Annotated in this window: 19 protein-coding genes and 2 pseudogenes; 17 read left to right on the top strand and 4 right to left on the bottom strand. The window is 68.2% G+C overall.

All coding sequences use genetic code 11. From position 1 onward, the window contains the following. Positions 1 to 475 precede the first annotated feature (475 nt). The 13 genes and pseudogenes from ACX28W_RS41910 (at position 476) to ACX28W_RS41970 (ending at position 12,583) form a co-directional block, all read left to right on the top strand. Positions 476 to 1,351: a helix-turn-helix transcriptional regulator gene (locus ACX28W_RS41910; protein ID WP_459005372.1), complete on the top strand. Its 876-nt coding sequence runs from the start codon at positions 476 to 478 to the stop codon at positions 1,349 to 1,351. A 381-nt stretch (positions 1,352 to 1,732) separates the two neighbouring features. After that, a complete protein-coding gene (locus tag ACX28W_RS41915; protein ID WP_459005373.1) occupies positions 1,733 to 2,704 on the top strand; it encodes a helix-turn-helix transcriptional regulator in 972 nt (323 codons plus the stop codon). Between the two features lie 166 nt (positions 2,705 to 2,870). Continuing rightward, on the top strand, positions 2,871 to 3,752 hold the full coding sequence (locus ACX28W_RS41920) for a helix-turn-helix transcriptional regulator (RefSeq protein WP_459005374.1): 882 nt from the start codon (positions 2,871 to 2,873) through the stop codon (positions 3,750 to 3,752). 221 nt (positions 3,753 to 3,973) lie between these two features. Continuing rightward, complete coding sequence (locus ACX28W_RS41925; RefSeq protein ID WP_459005375.1) at positions 3,974 to 4,540, top strand: flavin reductase family protein; 567 nt, start codon at positions 3,974 to 3,976, stop codon at positions 4,538 to 4,540. 207 nt (positions 4,541 to 4,747) lie between these two features. Further along, a complete protein-coding gene (locus ACX28W_RS41930) occupies positions 4,748 to 5,527 on the top strand; it encodes an SDR family oxidoreductase (RefSeq protein ID WP_459005376.1) in 780 nt (259 codons plus the stop codon). Positions 5,528 to 5,690: 163 nt separating this feature from the next. Then, positions 5,691 to 7,085: an amidohydrolase family protein gene (locus tag ACX28W_RS41935; RefSeq protein ID WP_459005377.1), complete on the top strand. Its 1,395-nt coding sequence runs from the start codon at positions 5,691 to 5,693 to the stop codon at positions 7,083 to 7,085. A gap of 389 nt (positions 7,086 to 7,474) precedes the next feature. Next, entirely contained in the window at positions 7,475 to 8,230 is a 756-nt protein-coding gene (locus ACX28W_RS41940) for an Atu4866 domain-containing protein (RefSeq protein ID WP_459005378.1), read from the top strand. A 170-nt stretch (positions 8,231 to 8,400) separates the two neighbouring features. Further along, on the top strand, positions 8,401 to 8,550 hold the full coding sequence (locus tag ACX28W_RS41945; protein ID WP_459005379.1) for a hypothetical protein: 150 nt from the start codon (positions 8,401 to 8,403) through the stop codon (positions 8,548 to 8,550). Positions 8,551 to 8,701: 151 nt separating this feature from the next. Further along, positions 8,702 to 9,931 (top strand): MFS transporter, encoded by a 1,230-nt coding sequence (locus ACX28W_RS41950; RefSeq protein WP_459005380.1) that lies wholly within the window; start codon positions 8,702 to 8,704, stop codon positions 9,929 to 9,931. A 152-nt stretch (positions 9,932 to 10,083) separates the two neighbouring features. Then, a pseudogene (locus ACX28W_RS41955) lies at positions 10,084 to 10,834 on the top strand (aldehyde dehydrogenase family protein); the annotation flags it as partial. A gap of 73 nt (positions 10,835 to 10,907) precedes the next feature. After that, positions 10,908 to 11,522, top strand: a complete 615-nt coding sequence (locus ACX28W_RS41960; RefSeq protein ID WP_459005381.1) for an aldehyde dehydrogenase family protein — start codon at positions 10,908 to 10,910, stop codon at positions 11,520 to 11,522. Further along, a pseudogene (locus ACX28W_RS41965) lies at positions 11,492 to 11,905 on the top strand (SDR family NAD(P)-dependent oxidoreductase); the annotation flags it as partial. The gene ACX28W_RS41960 and the pseudogene ACX28W_RS41965, both read left to right, overlap by 31 nt. Before the next feature lie 321 nt (positions 11,906 to 12,226). Then, positions 12,227 to 12,583, top strand: a complete 357-nt coding sequence (locus ACX28W_RS41970) for a LytR/AlgR family response regulator transcription factor (RefSeq protein ID WP_459005382.1) — start codon at positions 12,227 to 12,229, stop codon at positions 12,581 to 12,583. A gap of 554 nt (positions 12,584 to 13,137) precedes the next feature. Here ACX28W_RS41970 and ACX28W_RS41975 read toward each other — a convergent pair. After that, a complete protein-coding gene (locus ACX28W_RS41975; protein ID WP_459005383.1) occupies positions 13,138 to 13,392 on the bottom strand; it encodes an HNH endonuclease in 255 nt (84 codons plus the stop codon). A gap of 212 nt (positions 13,393 to 13,604) precedes the next feature. On the opposite strand from ACX28W_RS41975, the gene ACX28W_RS41980 reads away from it, so the two are divergent. Together ACX28W_RS41980 and ACX28W_RS41985 are read left to right on the top strand one after the other, a co-directional pair. Continuing rightward, a complete protein-coding gene (locus ACX28W_RS41980) occupies positions 13,605 to 15,989 on the top strand; it encodes a SpoIIE family protein phosphatase (protein WP_459005384.1) in 2,385 nt (794 codons plus the stop codon). Between the two features lie 108 nt (positions 15,990 to 16,097). Then, entirely contained in the window at positions 16,098 to 17,495 is a 1,398-nt protein-coding gene (locus tag ACX28W_RS41985; RefSeq protein ID WP_459005385.1) for a CHASE3 domain-containing protein, read from the top strand. 232 nt (positions 17,496 to 17,727) lie between these two features. Here ACX28W_RS41985 and ACX28W_RS41990 read toward each other — a convergent pair whose 3' ends face one another. From ACX28W_RS41990 to ACX28W_RS42000, 3 genes are all read right to left on the bottom strand, one after another. Beyond that, entirely contained in the window at positions 17,728 to 18,399 is a 672-nt protein-coding gene (locus ACX28W_RS41990) for an enoyl-CoA hydratase-related protein (RefSeq protein WP_459005386.1), read from the bottom strand. A gap of 52 nt (positions 18,400 to 18,451) precedes the next feature. Further along, positions 18,452 to 19,138, bottom strand: a complete 687-nt coding sequence (locus tag ACX28W_RS41995) for a sigma-70 family RNA polymerase sigma factor (RefSeq protein ID WP_459005387.1) — start codon at positions 19,136 to 19,138, stop codon at positions 18,452 to 18,454. Positions 19,139 to 19,461: 323 nt separating this feature from the next. After that, complete coding sequence (locus ACX28W_RS42000; protein WP_459005388.1) at positions 19,462 to 19,770, bottom strand: hypothetical protein; 309 nt, start codon at positions 19,768 to 19,770, stop codon at positions 19,462 to 19,464. Positions 19,771 to 20,095: 325 nt separating this feature from the next. Between ACX28W_RS42000 and ACX28W_RS42005 the strand changes: the two genes are divergently transcribed. Beyond that, positions 20,096 to 20,581, top strand: a complete 486-nt coding sequence (locus ACX28W_RS42005; RefSeq protein ID WP_459005389.1) for an MmyB family transcriptional regulator — start codon at positions 20,096 to 20,098, stop codon at positions 20,579 to 20,581. Positions 20,582 to 20,751: 170 nt separating this feature from the next. After that, complete coding sequence (locus ACX28W_RS42010; RefSeq protein WP_459005390.1) at positions 20,752 to 21,411, top strand: response regulator transcription factor; 660 nt, start codon at positions 20,752 to 20,754, stop codon at positions 21,409 to 21,411. The last annotated feature ends 160 nt before the right edge of the window (positions 21,412 to 21,571 follow it).

Here is a 21,571-nt window from a genome sequence, read left to right on the forward strand (position 1 = left end):
CGACCACTTCCTCGCCTTCACCAGCATCGCCTGCACCCTCATCTGCTATCGCAGACTCACCAAATGAGATGACGTCTAAACGGTGCCGAGGAGCGGCAGCCCAGCAGATGAGACATGCGGCGGGCAGCAGCAGGAACGCGCAGGCCGAGCGGCAACGCCGAGTTGAGCCTTCGCCGGCCAAGTGGACAGGAAAACTGCCGGACAGCAGGCGGCACAAAGCCGCACCGGATTCTCCGTCCGCGTCCACGGCATGCGGGGCACACCGCCCAAAAGGCCAGGGCACCCGGGGAACGCAGCCACGGCGCCCACCGGCCAAAGGCATGGGGGCCAAAGTCAGAGGCGGAGTCCGCCTCGCTTCGTGGCGCGCGCCATTCAGGGCGATCAAGCTGCGGCTGCAAGGGGCCGGAATTCCTAGGAGAAACGCACCCCCCTTCAGCCCGCCACAGGGCGCCGAGACTTCTCTAACCTCGAGGGCATGGACACCGACAAGCATCCCGCCGCAGAGAATGCGCTGGGGGGTTTCCTCCGCGCACGACGCGCTCAACTGCGCCCCGAGGATGCCGGGCTTCCCACCTCCGGCCGCCGCAGGGTGCCCGGTCTGCGCCGCGAGGAAGTCGCCACCCTGGCCGGTGTGAGCACCGACTACTACATGCGCCTGGAACAGGGCCGCGAACGGCATCCCTCGCGGCAGGTGCTCGAGGCCGTGGCCAAGGCCCTGCGCCTTGACGACGACGCCGTGGCACACCTGTACCGCGTGGCCACCCCCACTACGCGCCGCACACGTCGCGCGCCTCGCGTCGAACGGGCCAGCCCGCACTTGCGGCGGCTCCTGGACACCTGGAGCGATACGCCCGCCTTCGTCCTGGGCAACGCCCTGGACATCCTGGCCCGCAACCGGCTCGCAGCCGCCCTGTTCGCCGGCTTCACGTCCTGCGACAACCTGCTGCGCATGACGTTCCTGGACCCGGCCGCGCACCACTTCTACCGCGACTGGGACCGGGCCGCCGAATCATGCGTGGCCGCACTACGACGGGCAGCCGGTATCGATCCCGACGACCCGCGGCTGATCGAAATCGTCGGCGAACTGTCCATGAAAAGCGCCGAGTTCCGGGCACTGTGGGCCCGCCACGACGTACGGGGCAAGACCCGCGAGGCCAAGCTTTTCCACCACGCCGAGGTCGGCGACCTGGAGCTGCACTACGAAGCCTTCACCATCAACAGCGCCCCCAGCCAGCAAGTCATCATCTATCAGGCCGAGGCCGGCAGTCCCTCCGCTGACGCTCTGGCGTTGCTCGGCTCCCTGAGTGCGGTGCCGACTCTCCAGCGTGGCCCGTTGGTCGGCCCGGACTGAGGACGAGCCCCGGAGTGTGATGCTGCCTCTCGGTACCGGCATTTCGCGGTGCCTGCGTGACCTTTCTCAACGTGACAGCCCCGGGAAACGACCGCCATCCGCTGATGCGAGCTGTGGAGTGTTTTCCGGGGCCGTTGCGCCAGTTCTCCATCGAACGGCGACGCTCATTCACCGCTGAGTTCTTTCCTCCGTCGTGGCCGCGCGTGCCATCGAGCTTTGCCGACCGGATCCGACAGAGGGAGGCCGGAAAGTGATGCTGCGGGTAAAGGAAGCCAGAAACCGTGTCCGCTCACGGTCGCGAGGCTGGTCCTTCGTTTCCTGGGAGTATTAGGGCTACCCTTGCGCCTGTCCATGCCCACGGGCGTGGCGGAGAATAACGGTATGAACCAGATCGTGGAGCTGGGAGAGTTTCTCCGTTCGTGCCGGGGCCGGCTCAATCCCCAAGACGCGGGAATGCCCAAGACCGCCCGGCGTCGCGTTCCGGGCCTGCGCCGTGAGGAGCTCGCCCAGCTGGCAGGCGTCAGCGTCGACTACTACACGCGCCTGGAACAAGGGCGTAGCCGTACCGCCTCGCCGGAGATCCTCGAGTCTCTGGCGACAGCGTTGCGCCTGGACGATACCGAACGTGCACACCTGTTCGATCTCGCGAACCGGCGCCCCATCCAGCCCTGGCGGTCCACGCCCCCTCCTGCCGAGCAGGTCAGCCCAGCCGTCCACCAGCTGCTGGCCACCCTGGACGCCGCCTACTGCCCGGCATTCGTCCTGGGCCGGCGCACCGACGTGGTGGCCTCCAACCCGCTCTCTCGTGCGCTGATCGCCGACTTCGACGCCATGCCCGCGAACGACCGTAACCAGAACCGGTTCCTCTTCCTCAACCCCGACGCCCGCGAGCTGTACGCGGATTGGGAGACCGTCGCCGCCGACACCGCCGCCATGCTGCGCATGGATGCCGGGCGTCACCCAGAGGACCCGCAGCTGGGCGAACTGGTCGGCGAACTCGCCGTGCGCAGCGAGCACTTCCGCGCGTACTGGGCCGAGCGCAGGGTCCACGAGCGAACCGAGGGGACCAAGAGCTACCACCATCCCGTCGTCGGGGACCTCACCGTCACCTACCAGGCTCTCGCCCTGCCCGGCGACAGCAATCAGACCCTGTTCATCTACAGCACCGAGCCCGGCTCCTCCTCCGAAACCGCCCTGCGGTTGCTGGCGACATGGTCGACCGAACCCCTCGAAGAGCAGGCCCGCACCGCCGCACCCAACGAACCGGACACAGCCGCCTGCCCCCCTTGCACTCAGCCCCTGCCGGGCCGGGCGCGGTCCGCCTCCGTCTTCGACCAGCTTCCGCGCACCTGACGGACCAGCGATGCTGTCTCTGCCCCCACCATCCGGGTGCCCTGGACAACCGACCCGGGCGCCGCGCCTCAGGCACGCCCCGCCTGGCAAGGCAGCCGCCCACCACAGCGCATCGCGATCGGTTCAGCGCCCGCCGCATCCGAAACGGGAAGGCTAGCCTGGGGATATGAGCGACAGCACCCCCTTGGGCGAGTTCCTCAGAGCACGGCGCGAAGCCCTCAAGCCGCAGGACGTGGGCCTGCCCGAGCACGGCCGTCGGCGGGTGCCCGGGCTGCGCCGCGAGGAGGTCGCGATGCTCGCCGGTGTGAGCTCCGACTACTACATGCGGTTGGAGCAGGGGCGCGAGTCCAGCCCTTCGCCCCAGGTCATAGACGCCGTCGCGGACGCCCTCCACCTTGATGACGAAGCCACCGACCACCTGCGCAGACTCACCCGAGCACCTCAGGAAAGCCGCACCCTTCCTGCAGGCCACGACCAGGTCAACCCACAGCTGCTGCAACTGCTCGACAGCTGGCCCGACACCCCTGCCTTCGTGGTGGGCCCGGCGCTGGACATCCTGGCGCACAATGCCCTTGCGGCCGCACTGCACAGCGGCTTTCAGCAGTTCGACAACCTGGCTCGCATGGTCTTCGCCGACCCGGCGGGCCGCGACTTCTACCAGGACTGGGACAAGGCCGCCCAGTCGTGCGTTGCCGAAATCCGCGCCGCCTACGGATACGACCCGAAATCTCCACGGATCATCGAAGTCGTAGAAACTCTTTCCGCGAAGAGTCTGGAATTCGCCGAGCTGTGGGCACGGCACAATGTGAAGGGCAAGACCAGGCAGACGAAGAACCTCAAACATGCCCAGGTAGGCGGCCTGCAGATCCAGTTCTCCGCCTTCACAGTCAATGAAGCCCCTCATCAGCAGCTGGTCGTCTATCAGGCTGAACCCGCCAGTCCCACTGCGGCCGCATTCGCCGAACTCCGCTCACAGGCCGACCACCGCCAGGGCAAGCAGGAACAGCGCGAAGCGGAGTGGATCCCCGAATCGACTCACCACCCGTGATGCGCAAGCTGCCCACCGCCACGTCGCGTCGTCAAACGACGCCCGACCGAGCACCGGTGCCCGCAGCCTGGCCCTCGCGTACCCAGGAAAATCCCGGCCCTTACAGCCTCCCCGATCGCTGGCCAGACTGGACGTACAGAAAAGCCGAGGACACCAACCCGCCAATTCACTGAAACAGCGACTGTCTCCTTGGCCGACCCCTACGCCCCAGGAGACCAGCGATGACCACTGTCAGCGATCTGCAGGAACACCCCTTGGACCAGGTCCACCGACTGATCGAGCCCGGCCCGGTGATCCTGGTGACCACACAGCACCGCGGCATCCCGAACGTGATGACCAACGGGTTCAACATGATGATCCGCCACGCCCCGCCACTGATCGGCTGCACCATCGGGCCGTGGGACCACAGCTACACCGCGCTGCGCGAGACCGGGGAATGCGTCATTTCCATCCCTGGCAGTGAACTTGCCGAGACCACGGTCGACATCGGCAACTGCTCAGGCCAGGACGTGGACAAGTTCCAGGAGTTCGACCTGACCCCGCTGGCCGCACAACAGGTCAAAGCACCGCTGATCGCCGAGTGTTTCGCGAACATCGAATGCAAGGTCGCCGACACCGCCCTGGTCGGCGCGTACCACCTGTTCATCCTTGAAGCAGTCCGGGCCTGGGTCGATCCGTCCCAGCCGCACCCGAAGATGTTCCACCACCGCGGCGACGGCACCTTCACGCTGGACGGCGAAACCATCGACCTCCAAGACCGCATGACCAAGTGGCAATACCTCCTGTGACGCTCCCCGCCACCTGCCCGTACCTGTATGTGCGCGCTTCGCTGCCAAGCCGGTAGAACGCAGCCGGCAGCAGGGTTCGCCCGCTGATGCCATCCAGAACTGGAGCCAAATGCGCTAGGCGATTCCTACCGACGCGATCCGCGAGGGGATTTTCGAGAATCAGGACCGTAAGGCCAGACAACCTCTGTATCCGATCGAGGTGGAAACATGACTGCTGCAGTCATCGATGGAACCCCGCTGGCCGGGCGTGTGGCCGTGGTGACGGGCGCATCCAGCGGCATCGGAGAAGCGACCGCCGAACGGTTCGCCCAGCTCGGCGCGAAAGTCGCACTGCTGGCCCGCCGCCAGGACCGTATCGACGCGGTAGCGCAACGCATCAAGGACAAAGGCGGCACCGCTCTGGCGCTCGACGTGGATGTGACCGACCGGGCTGCCATGCAAGCGGCCGCCGACCGCATCGAGGGTGAGCTGGGCACAGTGGACCTGGTGTTCGCGAACGCCGGCGTGCAACTCGTCTCCGAGATCGGCGAGCTGAAGGTCGATGAATGGCACGCCCAGATCGACCTCAACATCAAGGGCGTCATGAACACCATCGAGGTCTTCGTCCGGACACTGGAACAGGCCGCTGCCCGAGGCGGCCCGGCCGACCTGATCACCACGTCCTCCATCGCAGCGACCCGCGTCCTGGAGAAGTTCTCGGTCTACTCCGGCACCAAGGCCTACATCAGCCACCTCACCCGCCTGCTGCGCACGGAGCTCGGCCGAAAGATGGTCCGCGTGGCCACCGTCGAACCCGGCATGGTCGCCACCGAACTCCCCGACCACGTCACCGACCCCGACGCCACCCGGCTCATGGCCGACCTGCTCCGGCAAATCGACTGCCTGTCGCCGGAGGACGTCGCCGAGACAGTCGCTTTCGTCGCCTCCGTCCCGAGGCACGTCAACCTCACCGAGATCACCATCCTGCCCACCGAACAGGCCATCTGAATACGCCCGCCCACGGTCACCGCCGCCCCGAGCGACGGTGACCGTGGGTGTGACGCACCTGGGGAAACCGCAGCCTGGTTGCCCCGGCGAGAGAGACCGACGCTGGTGTCCGCAAGCCGTTGCGCACAGGCCCACCGGACCTCCGCGAGGAAGAGGACATCCCATGAACGTCAACGACACCACCAGCGCCGCCGTACTCGACCAGCTCCAGCGCCAGGCCGCCGACCCACAGCGACGCATCCTGTTCACCGGCGCGACCATCGTCACGATGGACCCCGACCTCGGCGTCATCGCCCGCGGCGACCTGCTCGTCGAGGGCAACACCATCACCGCCGTCGGACCCGACCTCAGCGCAGACGGCGCCGTGGTCGTCGACGCCACCGGCACGATCCTCGCCCCCGGCTTCGTGGACACCCACCGGCACGCCTGGGAGGCCCAACTGCGGAGGATCATGCCGGACGTCGACGACCTCGGCGGCTACGTGATGACCACCCTGGCCGGCTACGCCACCGTCTACCGGCCCGAGGACATGTACATCGGCACCAAGCTGGCCGCCCTGACCGCGATCGACAGCGGCATCACCTGCATGCTCGACTTCTCCCACAACTCCCGCACCCGCGAGCACTCCGACGCCGCCATCCAGGCCCTCCTCGACACCGGCATCCGCGGTGTGCACGCTTCCATGGGCCCGCACTTCGGCGACTGGGACCGGCAGTGGCCCGGCGACCTGACCCGTATCAAGGACCAGTACTTCAGCAGCAACGACCAACTGCTGACCCTGCGTGTGGCGACCCTGGCCACCGACGAGATCGCCGGGCCGGCGCTCGCCTACGGTCCTGAACTCGCCCGTGTCGCCAAGGACTTGGGCATCGGAGTGAGCGTGGACGCCGTCTTCGGGACGTCCTCCTCCGAGGCGGTCCTGCGCTGGGCCAAGGACGGCATCCTCAGCCCCGACGTCACCCTCATCCACTCCACCGGATTGACCTCCGAAGCGTGGAAGGCGATGGGGGAGAGCGGCACCACCGTGGCGCTCGCCCCCACGTCCGACGCGCAGATCGGCCTGGAGACCGCGATCCCCGCCGTCGACGAGGCCCTGTCCGTCGGCATCCGGCCCGGACTGAGTATCGACGTCGAAGTCGCCCTGGCCAGCGACATGTTCACGCAGATGCGGGCCCTGCACGCCATCCAGCGGATGCGCGCCGTCAACGCCGCCTACGGCACCGACCAGCAGCCCTCACGCATCACCACCCACGACGTCCTGGACTTCGCCACCCTCCAGGGCGCCCGCACCAACGGTCTCGCCGGCGTCACCGGCTCGCTCACCCCGGGCAAGAAGGCCGACCTGCTGGTCATCCAGGCCGAGGACCTCAACAACATGCCGCTCAACGACCCGATCGGCACCGTCGTGCTGGGCTCGGACGCCCGCAACATCAGCGCCGTCCTCATCAACGGCGAGCCCCGCAAGTGGAACGGCCAGGTCCTCGACGTCAATCTGACCGCCCTGCGCGGCGAGGTGCACGCCTCGCGCGAGTACGTCCTGAACACCACCACCGGCTGAGAGCCCCTTCAGCTTCAGAGCCCGGCCGGCTCCATTCCATCGCCGGGCTCGGGGAGCACCGAACGCACCGCAGGCCCGCCAACGACCCGGACCAGGAACTGCCATGACAACACCACCACAACCACAGCTCCGCGCCGCGACGACACCGTCCTGCGCGAGCTGCGACACCCGCAGGGGCGCCCTCTGCTGCTGACCGGCGGAGCTTGCGGCGGTACCGACTGTGGGTGCCGCGCACCTGGGGATACGGCGGCCTGGTTCCGATTCCACCGCGCGACGAACCTGGTGGTCAGACAGCCGCCGTAGCGGCCGAACATCCGCCTCGAACCTGCACCGGCGCTCACTTCGCGCATCGGGCAGGCCGATGAGCCGACTCGATTGAGGAGCATGCAATGAGCATCACCCACACCAACACCATGGACTGGAACCCCAAGGCCTTCGACGAGATCCTCTCGAACGACGAGGGGCGTCCCGTCCTGTTCACCAACGCCCGCATCCTGACGATGGACCCGCTGATCGGGACCATGATCGGCGCTGACCTTCTGTTCGTCGGTTCCCTGATCGTGGGCGTCGGCCCGGGCATCATCACCGCGGCACAGGACGACAACGCCATCGTCGTCGACTGCACCGGCATGACCATCACCCCCGCCGTCGTCGACACCGTCGCACTGGCCGGCGGCCGCGGCCGCCGCTCGGAGTATGTCGCCACGCTGACCCCGGGCAACACCACCGACTTCCTGGTGGTGCCCGACGAGCTCGCCGCCGACGTGCCGAGCGCCCTGGCCACGCTCATGTCCCAGCCGGAGCAGGTGCGCTCACTGGTCGCGGCCGGCCGGCCCGTCCTGTGGGCCGGTACCGAGGCCCCCGGCCGGGCCACCGCGCCCGAGGCGGGCATCCCGGCCGCCGAGGACCTGACCGGCAGCCCGCGGGTCGGCGTCTGGATCGACAGACACGACTTCCTGCACCAGGAGCTCACCGCCGACGGCCGCTACGACGAGACCCGGGGCGGGCGCCCGCACGCCTACCAGGGCCGGTACTGGATCGACGGCGACCGCATCGACTACCTGGACGACCTCGGCTTCTGGGCCTACGGAGAGTTCCAGGGCGACGAGCTGCACCATGCGGGCTACGTCATGAAGCTCGGCTGACGTTCCCTCCGGTCGGCGCGACGACGGTGGCCGATCCTGGGTGCGCGATACCTGGGGAAACCGCGGCCTGGTTGCCGTAGCGGGCGCGGCCGAGGCTGGCGTTCGACCAGCCTCGGCCGCCCCCGGGCCCACTCTCCCGGCCTTCTCCGCGTACGGAAAGACGACCCCTCATGAACGTCAACGACACCACCAGCGCCGCGGTGCTCGAACAGCTCCGGCACCGGCCCGCCGACCGGCGGCGCATCGACGCAGACCTGCCCGCCCTGCGCAGCGAAGTGCACGCCTCCCGCGAGTACGTGCTGAACATCCCGGCTGCCTGAGCGTCCCCCGTCGCCTGAGCATGTCTCTCCATCGTCCCCGGCCGTTCCTCCCCGGCCGGGGGCACCCACCGAATCCCGGTGGTGCCATCGGCCGATCGTGCCGCGCGCAAACACGCGGGGCGGCGACCAGCCGCCCCCTCCTGGAGTCCCCATGTCCCACCCCACCGCCTCCCCCCGGCACGCAGCCGGGACCAGCACGCCGGACCAGCCGCCGTCCTGGGCCCCCGCTGCGCCGACCATTGCCCTGCTGACCTCACTCGGCGTCCTGATGGTCGGCCAGATGTACACCGTCCTGGCCCTGCTGCACCCGATGGCCACCTCGCTCGGCACGACACCAGGGCAGGCCACCTGGACGGCGACGGCGTTCGGCTTCGCCTACGCCGCCGGATTCCTCCTCGCCGGCCCCCTCTCGGACCGCTACGGATCGCGCGCCGTGATCACCGCCGGGCTCGTGGCAGCCACGGCAGCCACCCTCGCGGTCAGCGCCGCCCCCAACCTCACCTGGGCCGTCGCCCTGCGCACCGTGCAGGGACTGACCGCCGCGGCCTTCGCGCCCTCCGCGCTCTCCTACGTCGTCCAGCACATCGCGCCCCAGCGCCGCGGCACCGCCCTGACCTGCATCACCAGCGGCATGCTCGCCGCCGCCGTCATCATGCAGATCGGCGCTCAGGCCGTCGCGGCCGGGCTCGGCTGGCGCGCGGTCTTCTGGCTCAGCGCCGCCCTCATAGCCCTGAGCCTGATCCCGGTGCGCCGCGTGCTGCGGCCCACTCTCCGCCACGACACCGGCGGTGGGCTGCGCCAGGCCTTCGCGGCGATGCCGAGGCTGCTACGCCGGCCGCGTCTGGTTGCCCTGTACTTGTCCACCGTGGCTCTGATGTCCGCTTTCGTCGCTGTCTACACGGCGGTGGCCATCGCCGGGCCGCCCAGCATCGCCGGGAACTCCTCCGCCATCCTCGCCCTGCGGGCCAGCGCACTGCCCGCCCTGGTTGCCATCCCCCTGCTCTCCGTCGTGTTCCAGCGCCTGGCCGCACCCCTGCGCGCGGTCCTCGCCTTCGCGCTGGCCGCTGTCACCGTCGCGGCCGGCTCCCTCCTCGGCGGCCACACCGTGTCGCTGGCCATCGCTCTGCTGCTGTTCGTGGCCGCCGTCGCAGCAGCGGCGCCCGCCGTCGTCGAGACCATCAACGCAGGCGCCCCGCACGCACGCGGCGCGGCCGTCGCCCTCTACGGATGCAGCATGTTCATCGGCGCCAGCCTGGGCCCGCAGCTCACCGGAGCTCTCACCGGCCTGGGCTTCGGCAACATCCTGCGCATCGTCGCCGCCGCACTCCTCCTCGGCATCGTCCTGGCTCTGCCGGCTCTCCGCCACCAGCGCACCACATAGCCAGCCCCCAACCTTCCCTGCACCACCTCCAAGGGAGAAGGACATGTCCACCCAGGCAAGCACCCAGACCCGCACCCCCGGCGGAGTGCTGGTCACCACCGGCGGCATCCCGATGAGCGAGCGCGCTCGGCGCCGGCGTCGCCCGCACCTACATCGACGGCGCCTGGCACGACGCCGCGACCGACGAGTGGTGGCAGCACCACCACCCGGCCACCGGCGAGCCGGACTTCACGATCGGTGTCAGCTCCGCCGACGAGGTCGACCGCGCGGTCCGCGCCGCCCGTCGCGCCTTCGACGAGGGGCCCTGGCCGCGGATGACCGCCCGCGAGCGCAAGCTGGCGCTGCAGTCCCTCGGTGACCTGATCCGCGCCCGCAGCTCCGAGTTCGCGCAGCTGCGGTCACTCGACAACGGCGTGCCGATCACTGTCGGCAGCGGCTTCCGGTTCTCGGCGAACTTCGCCGCCGACGTTTTCGACTACTTCACCGGCTGGATCGACAAGCTCGACGGCGCGGCCCCGCCCGTCTACACGGAGCAGATCAACAACCAGCTGATCACCGTCAAGGAGCCGGTGGGTGTCGTCGCGGCGATCGCCCCGTTCAACGCCCCGGTCATGCAGTTCGCCCAGAAGGTCGCGCCCGCCCTCGCCGCCGGCTGCAATGGTGTTCAAGCCCTCGGAGTACGCCTCCAACGTCGCTGTCCTCTACACCAAGCTCATCGAACAACTCGACCTGCCGGCAGGCGTGTTCAACCTGGTCCCCGGAACGGCAAGCACCTCCCAGGCCCTGGTGGCGCACCCACTGGTCGACAAGGTGGCCTTCGCCGGGCGCCGCTCCGTCGGCGAGCAGATCCTCAACCTGGCCGCATCCGGCCTCAAGCGCGTGCAGCTGGAACTGGGCGGCAAGAGCCCGAGCATCGTGTTCGACGACGTCGAGGACATCGCCGCCACCGCGCAGTACGCGATGAGCCCTGGTCTCCATGGGCCTGTCCGGACAGCTGTGCTCGACCCAGACCCGCGCCCTTGTGCAGCGGTCGGTGTACGACGACTTTGTCGCAGCCGCCGCCGCGCAGATCGAGAACGTCCACCTCGGCGACTCCTTCGACCCGACCGTCACGTCCATCCCGCTGGTGAACCCGGCCGCGTCCGACCGGGTCATGGGGCTGATCGACGGCGCTGTCGCTGAAGGCGCCAAGCCGGTTGCGGGCGGGCGCCGGATCACGGTCCCCGGTGGCGGCAACTGGGTCGAGCCGACCCTGTTCACCGACGTCACCACCGACATGGAGATCGCCCGGGAGGAGGTGTTCGGCCCGGTGCTCGCGGCCATCCCGTTCGACACCGAGGAGGAAGCCATCCGCATCGCGAACGACTCCGAATACGGCCTCTCAGCCGGCGTCTACACCCGCGACACCTCCCGGGCCCTGGGCGTCGCACGTCAGCTGCGTACAGGGACGGTCGGCATCAACAGCCTGTTCGTCGCCACCCCCACCGCCCCGTTCGGCGGCTACAAGACCTCCGGCCTGGGCCGCGAAGGCGGCCGCGACGGCCTCGAGGGCTACCTGGAAACCAAGATGATCAGCATCCCGCTCAGCTGATCCCCGCCGTTCCCCTGCCTGCCCTGCCGACCCGCGATGCCTTCAAGCGGCTGGACGGGGTGCTCATCAGCGTCGGCGGACCGCCGACAGGTACGTCGGACACCATCGACGACGACCAGTGGCGCGCCGCCTTCGAGTCGGTCTTCCTCGGTGCGGTGCGGCTGTCCCGTGCCGTCGCGGTGGAGCTGGGCGAGGGAGGTGTCATCGGCTTCGTCCTTTCCACCCCCGTGTACGAGCCGATTCCTGACCTTGCGATCTCCAATGCCTTCCGGCCGGGCCTGGCCGGCTACGCGAAGAGTCTCGCGAACGAGCTGGGCCCAAGGGGCATCCGTGTCGTCGGCCTCGTGCCCGCCCACATCGAAACCGACCGGGTACGCGAACTCTACGAGCGGGGTTGAGCGCCGCCAGAATCCACCCCGAACTGGCGCGACAAAACGCTCTTTCAGGGCGCGTAACGTCCCTGTTGCGCCGTCGGCCGTAGCTGGAGACCACGCGCCTTGCTTGCGACGACCAGAGCAGAGGCCGGGCTCCTTCGCCGGACTGGTGCGGCAGACCAAGCACAAGGTGGTGCAAGGGCTTACCCGGACCGGGTGGTGTGCCGTTCCCTCCACCGCACCGTCCACCCGCCGGTTCCCTCCGGTCTGGGCGGAAACGTGGGGTTAGCCCCATGGCCCTGTACTCCCCGCTGTCTCAATCTGGGGTACGTGGCGGTAAACGTTCTGGTTGTCGACGATGATCCCGGCTTCCGGCAGGTGGCCTACGCGCTTCTGAGGGCGCGCGGCATGCGCGTCGTGGCCGAGTGTGCCGATGGCGCCTCTGCTATAGCCGCTGTGTGCGCGCACGAGCCGGACGGGGTTCTGCTCGACGTTCACCTTCCCGACCAGGACGGCATGTCCGTTGCGAGAGTTCTGCGGGAAGGCCCGCATCCTCCGCGGGTGGTCCTGACATCGACCGATAGGTCTCCATGGTCGGGGGAGGAACTGGCTGCTGCGGGGGTGGAGGCCTTCGTGACGAAGGACCTGCTCTACGACACCGACCTGGCCAGGCTGCTTAGCCCTTGAGATATTCCAGGGCCGCGACCACTCGTCGGTCTCCTGCCCGGTCCGTGCCCGGCAGGCATCCCGCTGACCGACCTCACCACCTCGGTGCGTTCTCGTTGTGCCGGCCGACCATCCGTTGGCGAAGCGCCGTGCCGTGCCGATCGCCGAACTGGCCGGTCTGGACCCCGTCGGCTCCCTCGTGGGCTGCGACACCCGGACTGTCGTGGATCGCATCGAGATCACCGGCCAGTCGGTATCGGGCCGACAAGCTGGCTGCGCTGCGGTCGACTGCGGCAGAGCTGGGTGGCCGTCGGGCCGCGCGCTGTGTCGGAGGCTAAGAGGTCCTGACAAAGGTGCTGGACGTGGCGGTGGGCGATCAGGCAGGTGGCGAGGCCGAGGAAGGCTTCATGGATGTCGTCGCGTCGCTCCCCATCGGATGCGTAAGCGGCGGAAGCCGTGCAGCCAGGAGGTTAGGTCGGCCGCGCGGCGAGGTGCCTGCCGTGGAAGGTCCTTTTCCGCGCGGCCTCCCGCCGAACCGGACTTGACGGTTTCCCTGTCATCCGGCTCTCCAGTGACTACAGCGTGTGTGACCCGGCCGCTTTCGCTTGGTGGATGCGGTCATGACAGGCGTCGCACGCCACGAGGGTCTTGCGGCGCCGGTCGAGCATGACGCGCGCCCAGTCGTACGGCGGCCATCCGGCGCGGGCCAGGTCGGCGAGAGCTCGTATGTGATGCACCTGGACATCACCGGTGTCCCCGCAGGCGTCCAAGGGCGGGGCCGCAAAAAGAGCATCAGCAACCGGACTCTCGGCACCGCCTACAGCCGCCACGATCTCACCGTGTTCCTGCAGAACCTTCCGCGAGTCCTCCTACCCGAAAGAGGATAAATTTGTTCATCTAGGGCGTCTAGATCCTTTCCTTCGATAGGTGGATCATGAGGGCACGGCCGGGGTGTGCGGGTTCGCGACCGGGGCTGACGGGCCTCACGATTGCGGCGGGCGGCCTGCTTGCCTTGTTGATAGGTGCCGCGTTTGCCGTCTTGTTGTGGGCGATCGCTGACGCGAACAGCGCCACATCGGCGAGACGCGCTTCTCGGACGGCCATCGTCGAGGCCGGCAGCCTGGAACAGCTGGTCCTCGGCCTTGAGACGGGGCAGCGCGGTTTTCTGATCACCAAGCGCGAGGAGTTCCTCGAGCCGTGGCAGACGGCGCGCAAGGAGTTTCCTGTGGAGGCGCGGCGGTTCACCGAGACCGCTACCTCTCCTGAACAGCGCCGCAGTGCCAGGCAGATCACGCAGGGCGTCGAGTCTTTGATAACCGACTACTCGGTTCCGCTGGTCGAGGCGGTCCGGCGAGGTGATCCCGCCGCATCCGGTCTGGCGGCGACTGCCGAGGGGAAGCGGCGCGTCGATGTTTTGCGGGCCCAGTTCGACCGGTACACGGCAAAGGAGCGTGCCAAGCTCGCGGCGCGTGAAGACACCGCGGGAGTCAACGGGCGTCGGGCGGTGATTGCGGCAGGTGCGGGGCTGGCGGCATCGACTGCGCTGGTGGCCGCTTTCACGGTGTTCCAGCACCGCGCCGTCGTGCGGCCGGTGCGGGCGGCGGCGGGCGCGGCGGGACGGTTCGCAGACGGTGACCTCGGGGTGCGGATCACCCCCAGCAACGTGGCGGAGATCGGCACGCTGGGTACGTCCTTCAACACCATGGCGGCCTCGTTGCAGGACAGCCGCACGCGCATCGAGGAGTCGCGCAAACGTTTGGAGCTGCTGTACGAGGCAAGTGTGTCGGTGGGCACCACGTTGGATGTGGAGCAGACGGCCCGGGAGCTGGCGCAGGTGGCCGTACCCGGCTTCGCCGACTTCACCACCGTCGATCTGCTGACGCCGGTCCTGCGCGGCGAAGAGGTTTCGGCCAGGGGGAGTGCGCAGCTGCGCCGGGTGGCGCTGGCCGGTATCCGGCAGGACGCCCCGCTGCGCAACGTGGGGGACCTGATGGCGCCGGGCCTTTCCACGGCGCAGGTGCGCGGCTTGAAGCCCGGGCGGGCGGCAATCGACGTCGGCCTGCGCACCATCCCCGACTGTGGCTCGCGGGAGCCGGAGCAAGCTGCACGCATCCTCGACTACGGCATCCATTCGCTGATCAGGACGCCGCTCATGGCCAGAGGAGTGGCCGTAGGAACGGTCGGCTTCTGGCGCTGCCGACCCGAGCCGTTCGGGCAGGACGATGTGGACCTCGCCGAGGAGCTGGTCGCCAAGGCGGCGGTCGCGATCGACAACGCGCGCCGCTACACCCGGGAGCGGTCCACCGCGCTGACGCTGCAGCGCAACCTGCTGCCGCAGCAGCTGCCCGGCCAGACGGCAGTGGAGGTGGCCTCCCGCTACCTGCCCGCCGGGCCGCAGACCGGGGTGGGCGGCGATTGGTACGACGTGATCCCACTGTCGGGCAGCCGGGTCGCCCTCGTCGTCGGCGACGTCGTCGGTCACGGCATCCACGCCTCCGCCGCAATGGGACGCCTGCGCAGCGCCGTGCGCACCCTGGCCGAAGTAGACCTGCCTCCAGAGGAAGTGATCACCTACCTCGACGACATCGTCCTCCACGTCGGCGATAGTGCCCAGGACGAGGACGAGGTCTCGGCGGCCAACGTCGGCGCGACGTGCATGTACGCGGTCTACGACCCGGTCTCCCGCCAGTGCTCCCTTGCCACCGCAGGCCACCCGCTGCCCGCCGTGCTGGCACCGGATGGCACCGTGCGGGTCGTCTCCGGTGACATCGGACCGCCCCTGGGCATCGGCGGCCTGCCCTTCGAAGCCACCGACCTGGAACTGGACGCCGGCTCTGTGCTCGCCCTGTACACCGACGGCCTCGTCGAAACGCGGGACCGGGACTTCGACAGCGGTCTGACCCAGCTGTGCCACACGCTGGCGCGACCCGCAGCCACCCTGGAGGAGACCTGCGACAACGTGATCGGATCCCTGCTCAGAGACCACCCGGCCGATGACGTTGCCCTGCTGCTGGCCCGCACCCACGCCCTGTCACCGGAGCAAGTCGCCACCTGGCAGATCGCCGCCGACGCCGTCCAGGTCGAGCATGCCCGCAAGCTGGGCGTCGGACAGCTCGTCGAATGGGGACTGGAGGAGGCGACCTTCATCACCGAACTGGTGGTCAGCGAACTGGTCACCAATGCCATCCGCTACGGAGAACCGCCCATACATCTCCGCCTCATCCGCGATCGCACACTGATATGCGAGGTCTCTGACGCCAGCAGCACCACACCGCACCTCCGCCATGCCCGGACCTTCGACGAAGGCGGGCGTGGACTGCTCCTCGTCGCAGCCCTCACCCAGAGCTGGGGTAGCCGGCAGACCAAGACCGGCAAGACCATCTGGTGCGAGCAGGCGCTTCCCTGCCCCATGACGACGCCCCACTGAGAGGTCCAGTACAACTGACCGATGCCTTCCTCGGTCGAACATTTCTATCTGAACATGGATAAATTGTTCATCTAGGGCGTCTAGATCCTTTCCTTCGATAGGTGGATCATGAGGGCACGGCCGGGGTGTGCGGGTTCGCGACCGGGGCTGACGGGCCTCACGATTGCGGCGGGCGGCCTGCTTGCCTTGTTGATAGGTGCCGCGTTTGCCGTCTTGTTGTGGGCGATCGCTGACGCGAACAGCGCCACATCGGCGAGACGCGCTTCTCGGACGGCCATCGTCGAGGCCGGCAGCCTGGAACAGCTGGTCCTCGGCCTTGAGACGGGGCAGCGCGGTTTTCTGATCACCAAGCGCGAGGAGTTCCTCGAGCCGTGGCAGACGGCGCGCAAGGAGTTTCCTGTGGAGGCGCGGCGGTTCACCGAGACCGCTACCTCTCCTGAACAGCGCCGCAGTGCCAGGCAGATCACGCAGGGCGTCGAGTCTTTGATAACCGACTACTCGGTTCCGCTGGTCGAGGCGGTCCGGCGAGGTGATCCCGCCGCATCCGGTCTGGCGGCGACTGCCGAGGGGAAGCGGCGCGTCGATGTTTTGCGGGCCCAGTTCGACCGGTACACGGCAAAGGAGCGTGCCAAGCTCGCGGCGCGTGAAGACACCGCGGGAGTCAACGGGCGTCGGGCGGTGATTGCGGCAGGTGCGGGGCTGGCGGCATCGACTGCGCTGGTGGCCGCTTTCACGGTGTTCCAGCACCGCGCCGTCGTGCGGCCGGTGCGGGCGGCGGCGGGCGCGGCGGGACGGTTCGCAGACGGTGACCTCGGGGTGCGGATCACCCCCAGCAACGTGGCGGAGATCGGCACGCTGGGTACGTCCTTCAACACCATGGCGGCCTCGTTGCAGGACAGCCGCACGCGCATCATGGAGAGTGTCGATGCGGTACACCGGCGCACGGCTCGGGACCTGCACGACGGGGCGCAGCAACGGCTGATCAGCCTGATGATCGGGCTCCGGCTCGCGCGAGAGGTGATCTCCGATGGGGAATCGTCCGCGACCGAGCTGCTGGATCATTCCATGGCCGACGCGCAGACGGCGATCGACGAGCTGAGGGAACTCGCATCGGGGATCTACCCGTCTGTGCTGACGTTGAAGGGACTGGCGGCGGCGGTGAAGGACCTGGCGGACCGGTGCCCGATTCCCGCCGTCGTCGACAGCAAGTGTGACCAGAGGCTTCCCTCTACTGTTGAATCGAACGCGTATTTCATCGTGGCCGAGGCCGTGACGAACGCGGTGAAGCACGCCCAGGCGTCCCGGATCGACATCTCCCTCGAACTCGGGGAGGTCCTTCGGCTCCGGGTCGTTGACGACGGTATCGGGGGCGTGGACGAGACCACGGCCGGCAGTGGTCTGACCGGGCTGGCGGACCGCTTGGCCGCCTTCGGCGGTACGTTGACCATCGAGTCGCCCCCGGGGGGCGGCACCTCGATCCTGGTGCAGATCCCGATACCGGCCTGAAGCGCCCAGTGCCCAGCGCCCCTCAATGGGCCGTTCACCCGGCGTCGTGATGCTTGCTGCCCGTTCGTCCGGGTCTTGGGTGCCCTTTGGGGCTCTGCTGTGCTCCAGGGCACCGAGCATGCGGAGCCTGGTCAACATGACCTCGTGCGGCTGTCCGAGACCCCGACTTCGTGCCGCTCGGCCAGACGCCGCCAGGGAAGTGCGGCACGCGAGTGCGGACGACATGGCGGTGTCAGCCGAGCGGGTGGGCTGCATCGCGCAGGGTGGCCAGGACCGAGGCGTACATACGTGACTTGATGGTGGCGAGGGTGTCGCCGGCCTTGCCGAGCTGCGCCTCGGCGATCTCTACGGCCGTGGAACGCACAGCGTTCTCGTCCACCGCCCGGTCGACGATCCCGGCGGCCGCGGCGTCCGACCCACCGTAGCGACGGGCGGTGACCATGGCCTCGTGCGCGGTCTGCGGCGCCAGCCGGGACTGGATCAGGGCGGCCATGCCGGGCGTGAAGGGGATGTTGATGTCCGCTTCGGGCAGGCACCAGAAGCCGCGGTCGGCGCGCATGACACGGAAGTCGTGCGCGAGGGAGAACATCGCGCCGGCGGCGAAGGTGTGCCCCTGCAGGGCGGCCACGGTGATCACCGGCAGGGACAGCATGCGGGCGAAGAGTTCGTGGACGGAGCTGCGGTAGCTTTCCTGCTGGTTGGCGTGCGCGCTCAGCCATTCCAGGTCCAGGCCGTTGGAGTAGAACTTGCCCCTCGCGGCGGTCACCAGGGCATGGGGCCCTTCTGCCTTCTCCACTTCGTTCAGGGCGGTGTTGACGGACGCGATCCAGTCGGGGTGGAAGCGGTTCTCATCGTCTCCGAGGTCGAGTACGAAGACGTTGTCCTGGCGGTCAAGGGTTGGCATGTGTGCTCCTGGGGGTTGTGCCGATCTCATGTCCGGACCGGACGTTGGTGTTTCAAGCGTGTGTGCTTGTGGTGGGGAACGGAATGATCGAGTCGCCTCTGTCGCGTGCAGCGTAGATAAGCAGCCGGAGCAGGCGTTGTCGTCCATGGTGCAACCGGGATATCGCGGTGCCCGGGGGAATGCCCAGGACCTCTGCGATCTCCTCGGGAGTAAAGTCCTCCACGTAAGCCAGGTGCACAACGATCGCGTTCTCCCGCGGGAGTTGGTTGAGCGCGGCCTTCACCTCGTGGTCGGGCAGGAGGTCGAGGGCCTGCGCTGCGGCCGTCGGAGGAACAGAGGGTGTCGAGTGTTTCTTACCCGGCAGCCGGTGGCGGGGCTGTCCCGTCGATGGGCCCGGGCGCGGCAGGTTCTGCCGCTCGCCGTTGGCGCCGTGCGCGGTGTCGGCCAGGATGTGGAACAGCCAGGCCTTCAGGCTTGTCCCCGTGGTCAACGACCCGAACGCGTCGAAAGCCCGCAGATACGTCTGCTGAACCAGGTCCTCTGCGGCGGCGCGGTCGCGGGTCATGCATGTGGCGGCTGCGTACACCCGGTCAAGAAACGGCAGGGCTTCGCGTTCGAACCGCGCGACGAGGCCGGCGGCATCCGGTGCAGTGCTGCCAGGGCCGTTCGCCATGCCGGGGCACAGCGGGGCGAGCATCTCCGCGTGGGTGTCATCGGGGGTGCGGGCGCGGCGATCCATGAAGAGTTCTCGTGGCGCTTGGGCGCTGCTCTCACCGGGTTTCCCGCTCGCGTACCCTTCGAGGGCGGGTCGCCCGGTGCGGGAGGGGCTTCGGCTCACGTCTCCCCTTGGGGAATGCGGAGCGTTGAGTTGGCCATGCCGTCCTTCACCGGCACGCTTGAGGTCCCGCAGACGTTCGGACGCTGATCGTCCACGGTGTCGGCCGTTCCCGGTATCGGCGAGTGCCGGCGGGTGCGGGAGGTCCTCGGTCATCGGTGTGGATGTGGGCATGGCGTTCTCCGGAATTGAAAGATCAAGATCTTGTCGGGCGGCGAGCGGAAGGCTCACGGAGACAGGGGAGCGTGCATCCCCGGCCCGTGCGGCGACAGCAAAGCCGACATGACCTGGTGAGGCGCTCCACGAAGCCGCGTTGAGCGGGCACAGACACGACCGAACCTTGGGCCGCCATCGACGATGACCCACTCCTCGTCCACCGCGGGCTTGGCGATGTCGCCCGACTGGACCTCGTCCACGGCCTTGCGGCCCGCGGCCGACCCGACGTCGAACAGGTACGGCGGCTTGGCCGTGGCCTTCGCGAAGCCTGCGGCCGGGGGCTCGAGGACTGGCGACTTCGGGGTGTACTGCTGGAACACGGGGCACTCCTTGGGGGAGAGTGGCGCCGGAAGAGGCGCCCTTGGTCTTATGTGCGACGCGAATCCGGATCGTCGGGTGGGGAAGATTCCGTACCGGTTCCGGGGCGATCCCCATCGTGTTCCGGTCGGCGCCGAACAAGCTGTCGAGCGACCTCCACATTTCACTGCTGGCATGCCCCCGAGGACTGTGGGGAATACCCCACGGCTTGCCGCCCGCCGGGGGTGCACGTGACACGTAATTCACATGCACAGCGTTAACTTGCTTGGCGAGTGGGGGGTGTTACGCCCGCCTTGAGCCGCGATAAACGGCCGGCCCTCCGACCAGGTGCTCAACGCACTCATACGGGTATTCCGGATCGATGCCTACGATGCAGAAAACCTGCACCGGCCGGCCGGCCGGGCGCGGGCCGCGAGCCCGCAGCCAGAGCTGCTCGGGCCGCGATCATCCCCCGATGTACTGCGCCTGATCGCCAGCTGGAACGTCCCGGCCCTGGTCCTGGTACCGCGCCATGATGTCTTGGCGGCAAACCAGCTGGGCAATGCATTGTTGTCCGCGAACCAACGCGGCGCGACATGTCTTTTCGACCCCGCACGGAAGTTCTACGTAGACTGGGACGAGATCACGGAGAGCAGTGCCGCCGCTTTGCGCGCGTACGCTGACCTCAACCCCGACGACCCAGGCCTGACGCGTCTCATCGTTGAGTCCGTGAAGGCGTGTGGCCCAAGGCATACACATGCAGCTGTTTCCACCACCCCGAGCTGGTCTACCAGAATTTCGCCGTCAACGACGCGCCGGGTCAGCAGCTGGTGACTTTTCAGGCGGAGCCGGGCTCCGCAAGTGCGGAGGCACTCGGACTCCTGATATTGGTCACCGACGGAGCTACCCGTGCCGTGAGGGACCTGATGCGGTGGACCGCTCTGCCCCAGGCCACACGCCGAAGGCGTGCCCATCATCGCGTGGAACCTGTCAAAGGATGGGTCATGAAAGCTGCGATCCGCGCCGTCCTCGGTGACGACCAACCGATCGTCCGGGAGGGTGTCACGATGATTCTCACCCGTGCCGGAATCAATGTCGTCTCCGCGGTCGACAACGCTGTCGACTTGGTGCAGGCCGCTGCGGAACACCGGCCCGACGTGGTGATCACAGATATCCAGATGCCTCCGGGTCTGGCGGACGACGGGCTGCGGGCTGCCTTGCAGATTCGAGCCGCCCATCCTGGGATGGGCGTCATCGTGCTGTCGCAGTACCTTGAAGCGAGCTACGCCCTCGATCTGGTCGGGGACAACCCGGGCGGTGTGGGGTACTTGCTGAAGGAGAAGGTTGCGAAGCCCGAGATCCTCAGTGACGCGGTGGAACGCGTGGTGAGTGGTGGTTCGGCTCTCGACTCGGACGTGATTGCCAGCCTCGTGGGCCGTAAGCGCGCGGCTGGCCCGCTCGATCAGCTGACGCCCAAGGAACGTGAGGTTCTTGCCCTCATGGCCGAGGGGCACTCCAATGCCGGCATTGCGGCGAAGCTGGTCGTGACCGTTCCTGCGATCGAGCGGCACGTCACCGGCATTTTCCTCAAGCTGGGTCTGCAGCAGGCGGAGTCCTCGCAGCACCGACGAGTGCTCGCGGTCCTGGAGTATCTCAAGAGCTAGGGCCGGTCCGGCGGATCATGCCGGAGACGCGGGGTCTGGTGCGCCCGCCCCCAAGCTCTCGGCTTCGCTCGAGCAGGGAGGTATGAGGCGCCCCGAAGTTCTCGGACAGCGGTCCCCATAGGATCGAAGTCCAGAACGGCGGAGAGAGCACGTGGCACAG

This window comes from Streptomyces sp. SD15, assembly GCF_054462255.1.

What these genes read in the sequence shown, in the direction of transcription:
- ACX28W_RS41945 (WP_459005379.1), top strand. Translation starts at nt 8,401, where the DNA reads ATGAACGTCAACGACACCACCAGCGCCGCGGTGCTCGAACAGCTCCGG.
- ACX28W_RS41925 (WP_459005375.1), top strand. Translation starts at nt 3,974, where the DNA reads ATGACCACTGTCAGCGATCTGCAGGAACACCCCTTGGACCAGGTCCAC.
- ACX28W_RS41940 (WP_459005378.1), top strand. Translation starts at nt 7,475, where the DNA reads ATGAGCATCACCCACACCAACACCATGGACTGGAACCCCAAGGCCTTC.
- ACX28W_RS41995 (WP_459005387.1), bottom strand. Translation starts at nt 19,138, where the DNA reads ATGGATCGCCGCGCCCGCACCCCCGATGACACCCACGCGGAGATGCTC.
- ACX28W_RS41985 (WP_459005385.1), top strand. Translation starts at nt 16,098, where the DNA reads ATGAGGGCACGGCCGGGGTGTGCGGGTTCGCGACCGGGGCTGACGGGC.
- ACX28W_RS41930 (WP_459005376.1), top strand. Translation starts at nt 4,748, where the DNA reads ATGACTGCTGCAGTCATCGATGGAACCCCGCTGGCCGGGCGTGTGGCC.
- ACX28W_RS42010 (WP_459005390.1), top strand. Translation starts at nt 20,752, where the DNA reads ATGAAAGCTGCGATCCGCGCCGTCCTCGGTGACGACCAACCGATCGTC.
- ACX28W_RS41935 (WP_459005377.1), top strand. Translation starts at nt 5,691, where the DNA reads ATGAACGTCAACGACACCACCAGCGCCGCCGTACTCGACCAGCTCCAG.
- ACX28W_RS41990 (WP_459005386.1), bottom strand. Translation starts at nt 18,399, where the DNA reads ATGCCAACCCTTGACCGCCAGGACAACGTCTTCGTACTCGACCTCGGA.
- ACX28W_RS41910 (WP_459005372.1), top strand. Translation starts at nt 476, where the DNA reads ATGGACACCGACAAGCATCCCGCCGCAGAGAATGCGCTGGGGGGTTTC.
- ACX28W_RS41915 (WP_459005373.1), top strand. Translation starts at nt 1,733, where the DNA reads ATGAACCAGATCGTGGAGCTGGGAGAGTTTCTCCGTTCGTGCCGGGGC.
- ACX28W_RS41950 (WP_459005380.1), top strand. Translation starts at nt 8,702, where the DNA reads ATGTCCCACCCCACCGCCTCCCCCCGGCACGCAGCCGGGACCAGCACG.
- ACX28W_RS41920 (WP_459005374.1), top strand. Translation starts at nt 2,871, where the DNA reads ATGAGCGACAGCACCCCCTTGGGCGAGTTCCTCAGAGCACGGCGCGAA.
- ACX28W_RS41960 (WP_459005381.1), top strand. Translation starts at nt 10,908, where the DNA reads ATGGGCCTGTCCGGACAGCTGTGCTCGACCCAGACCCGCGCCCTTGTG.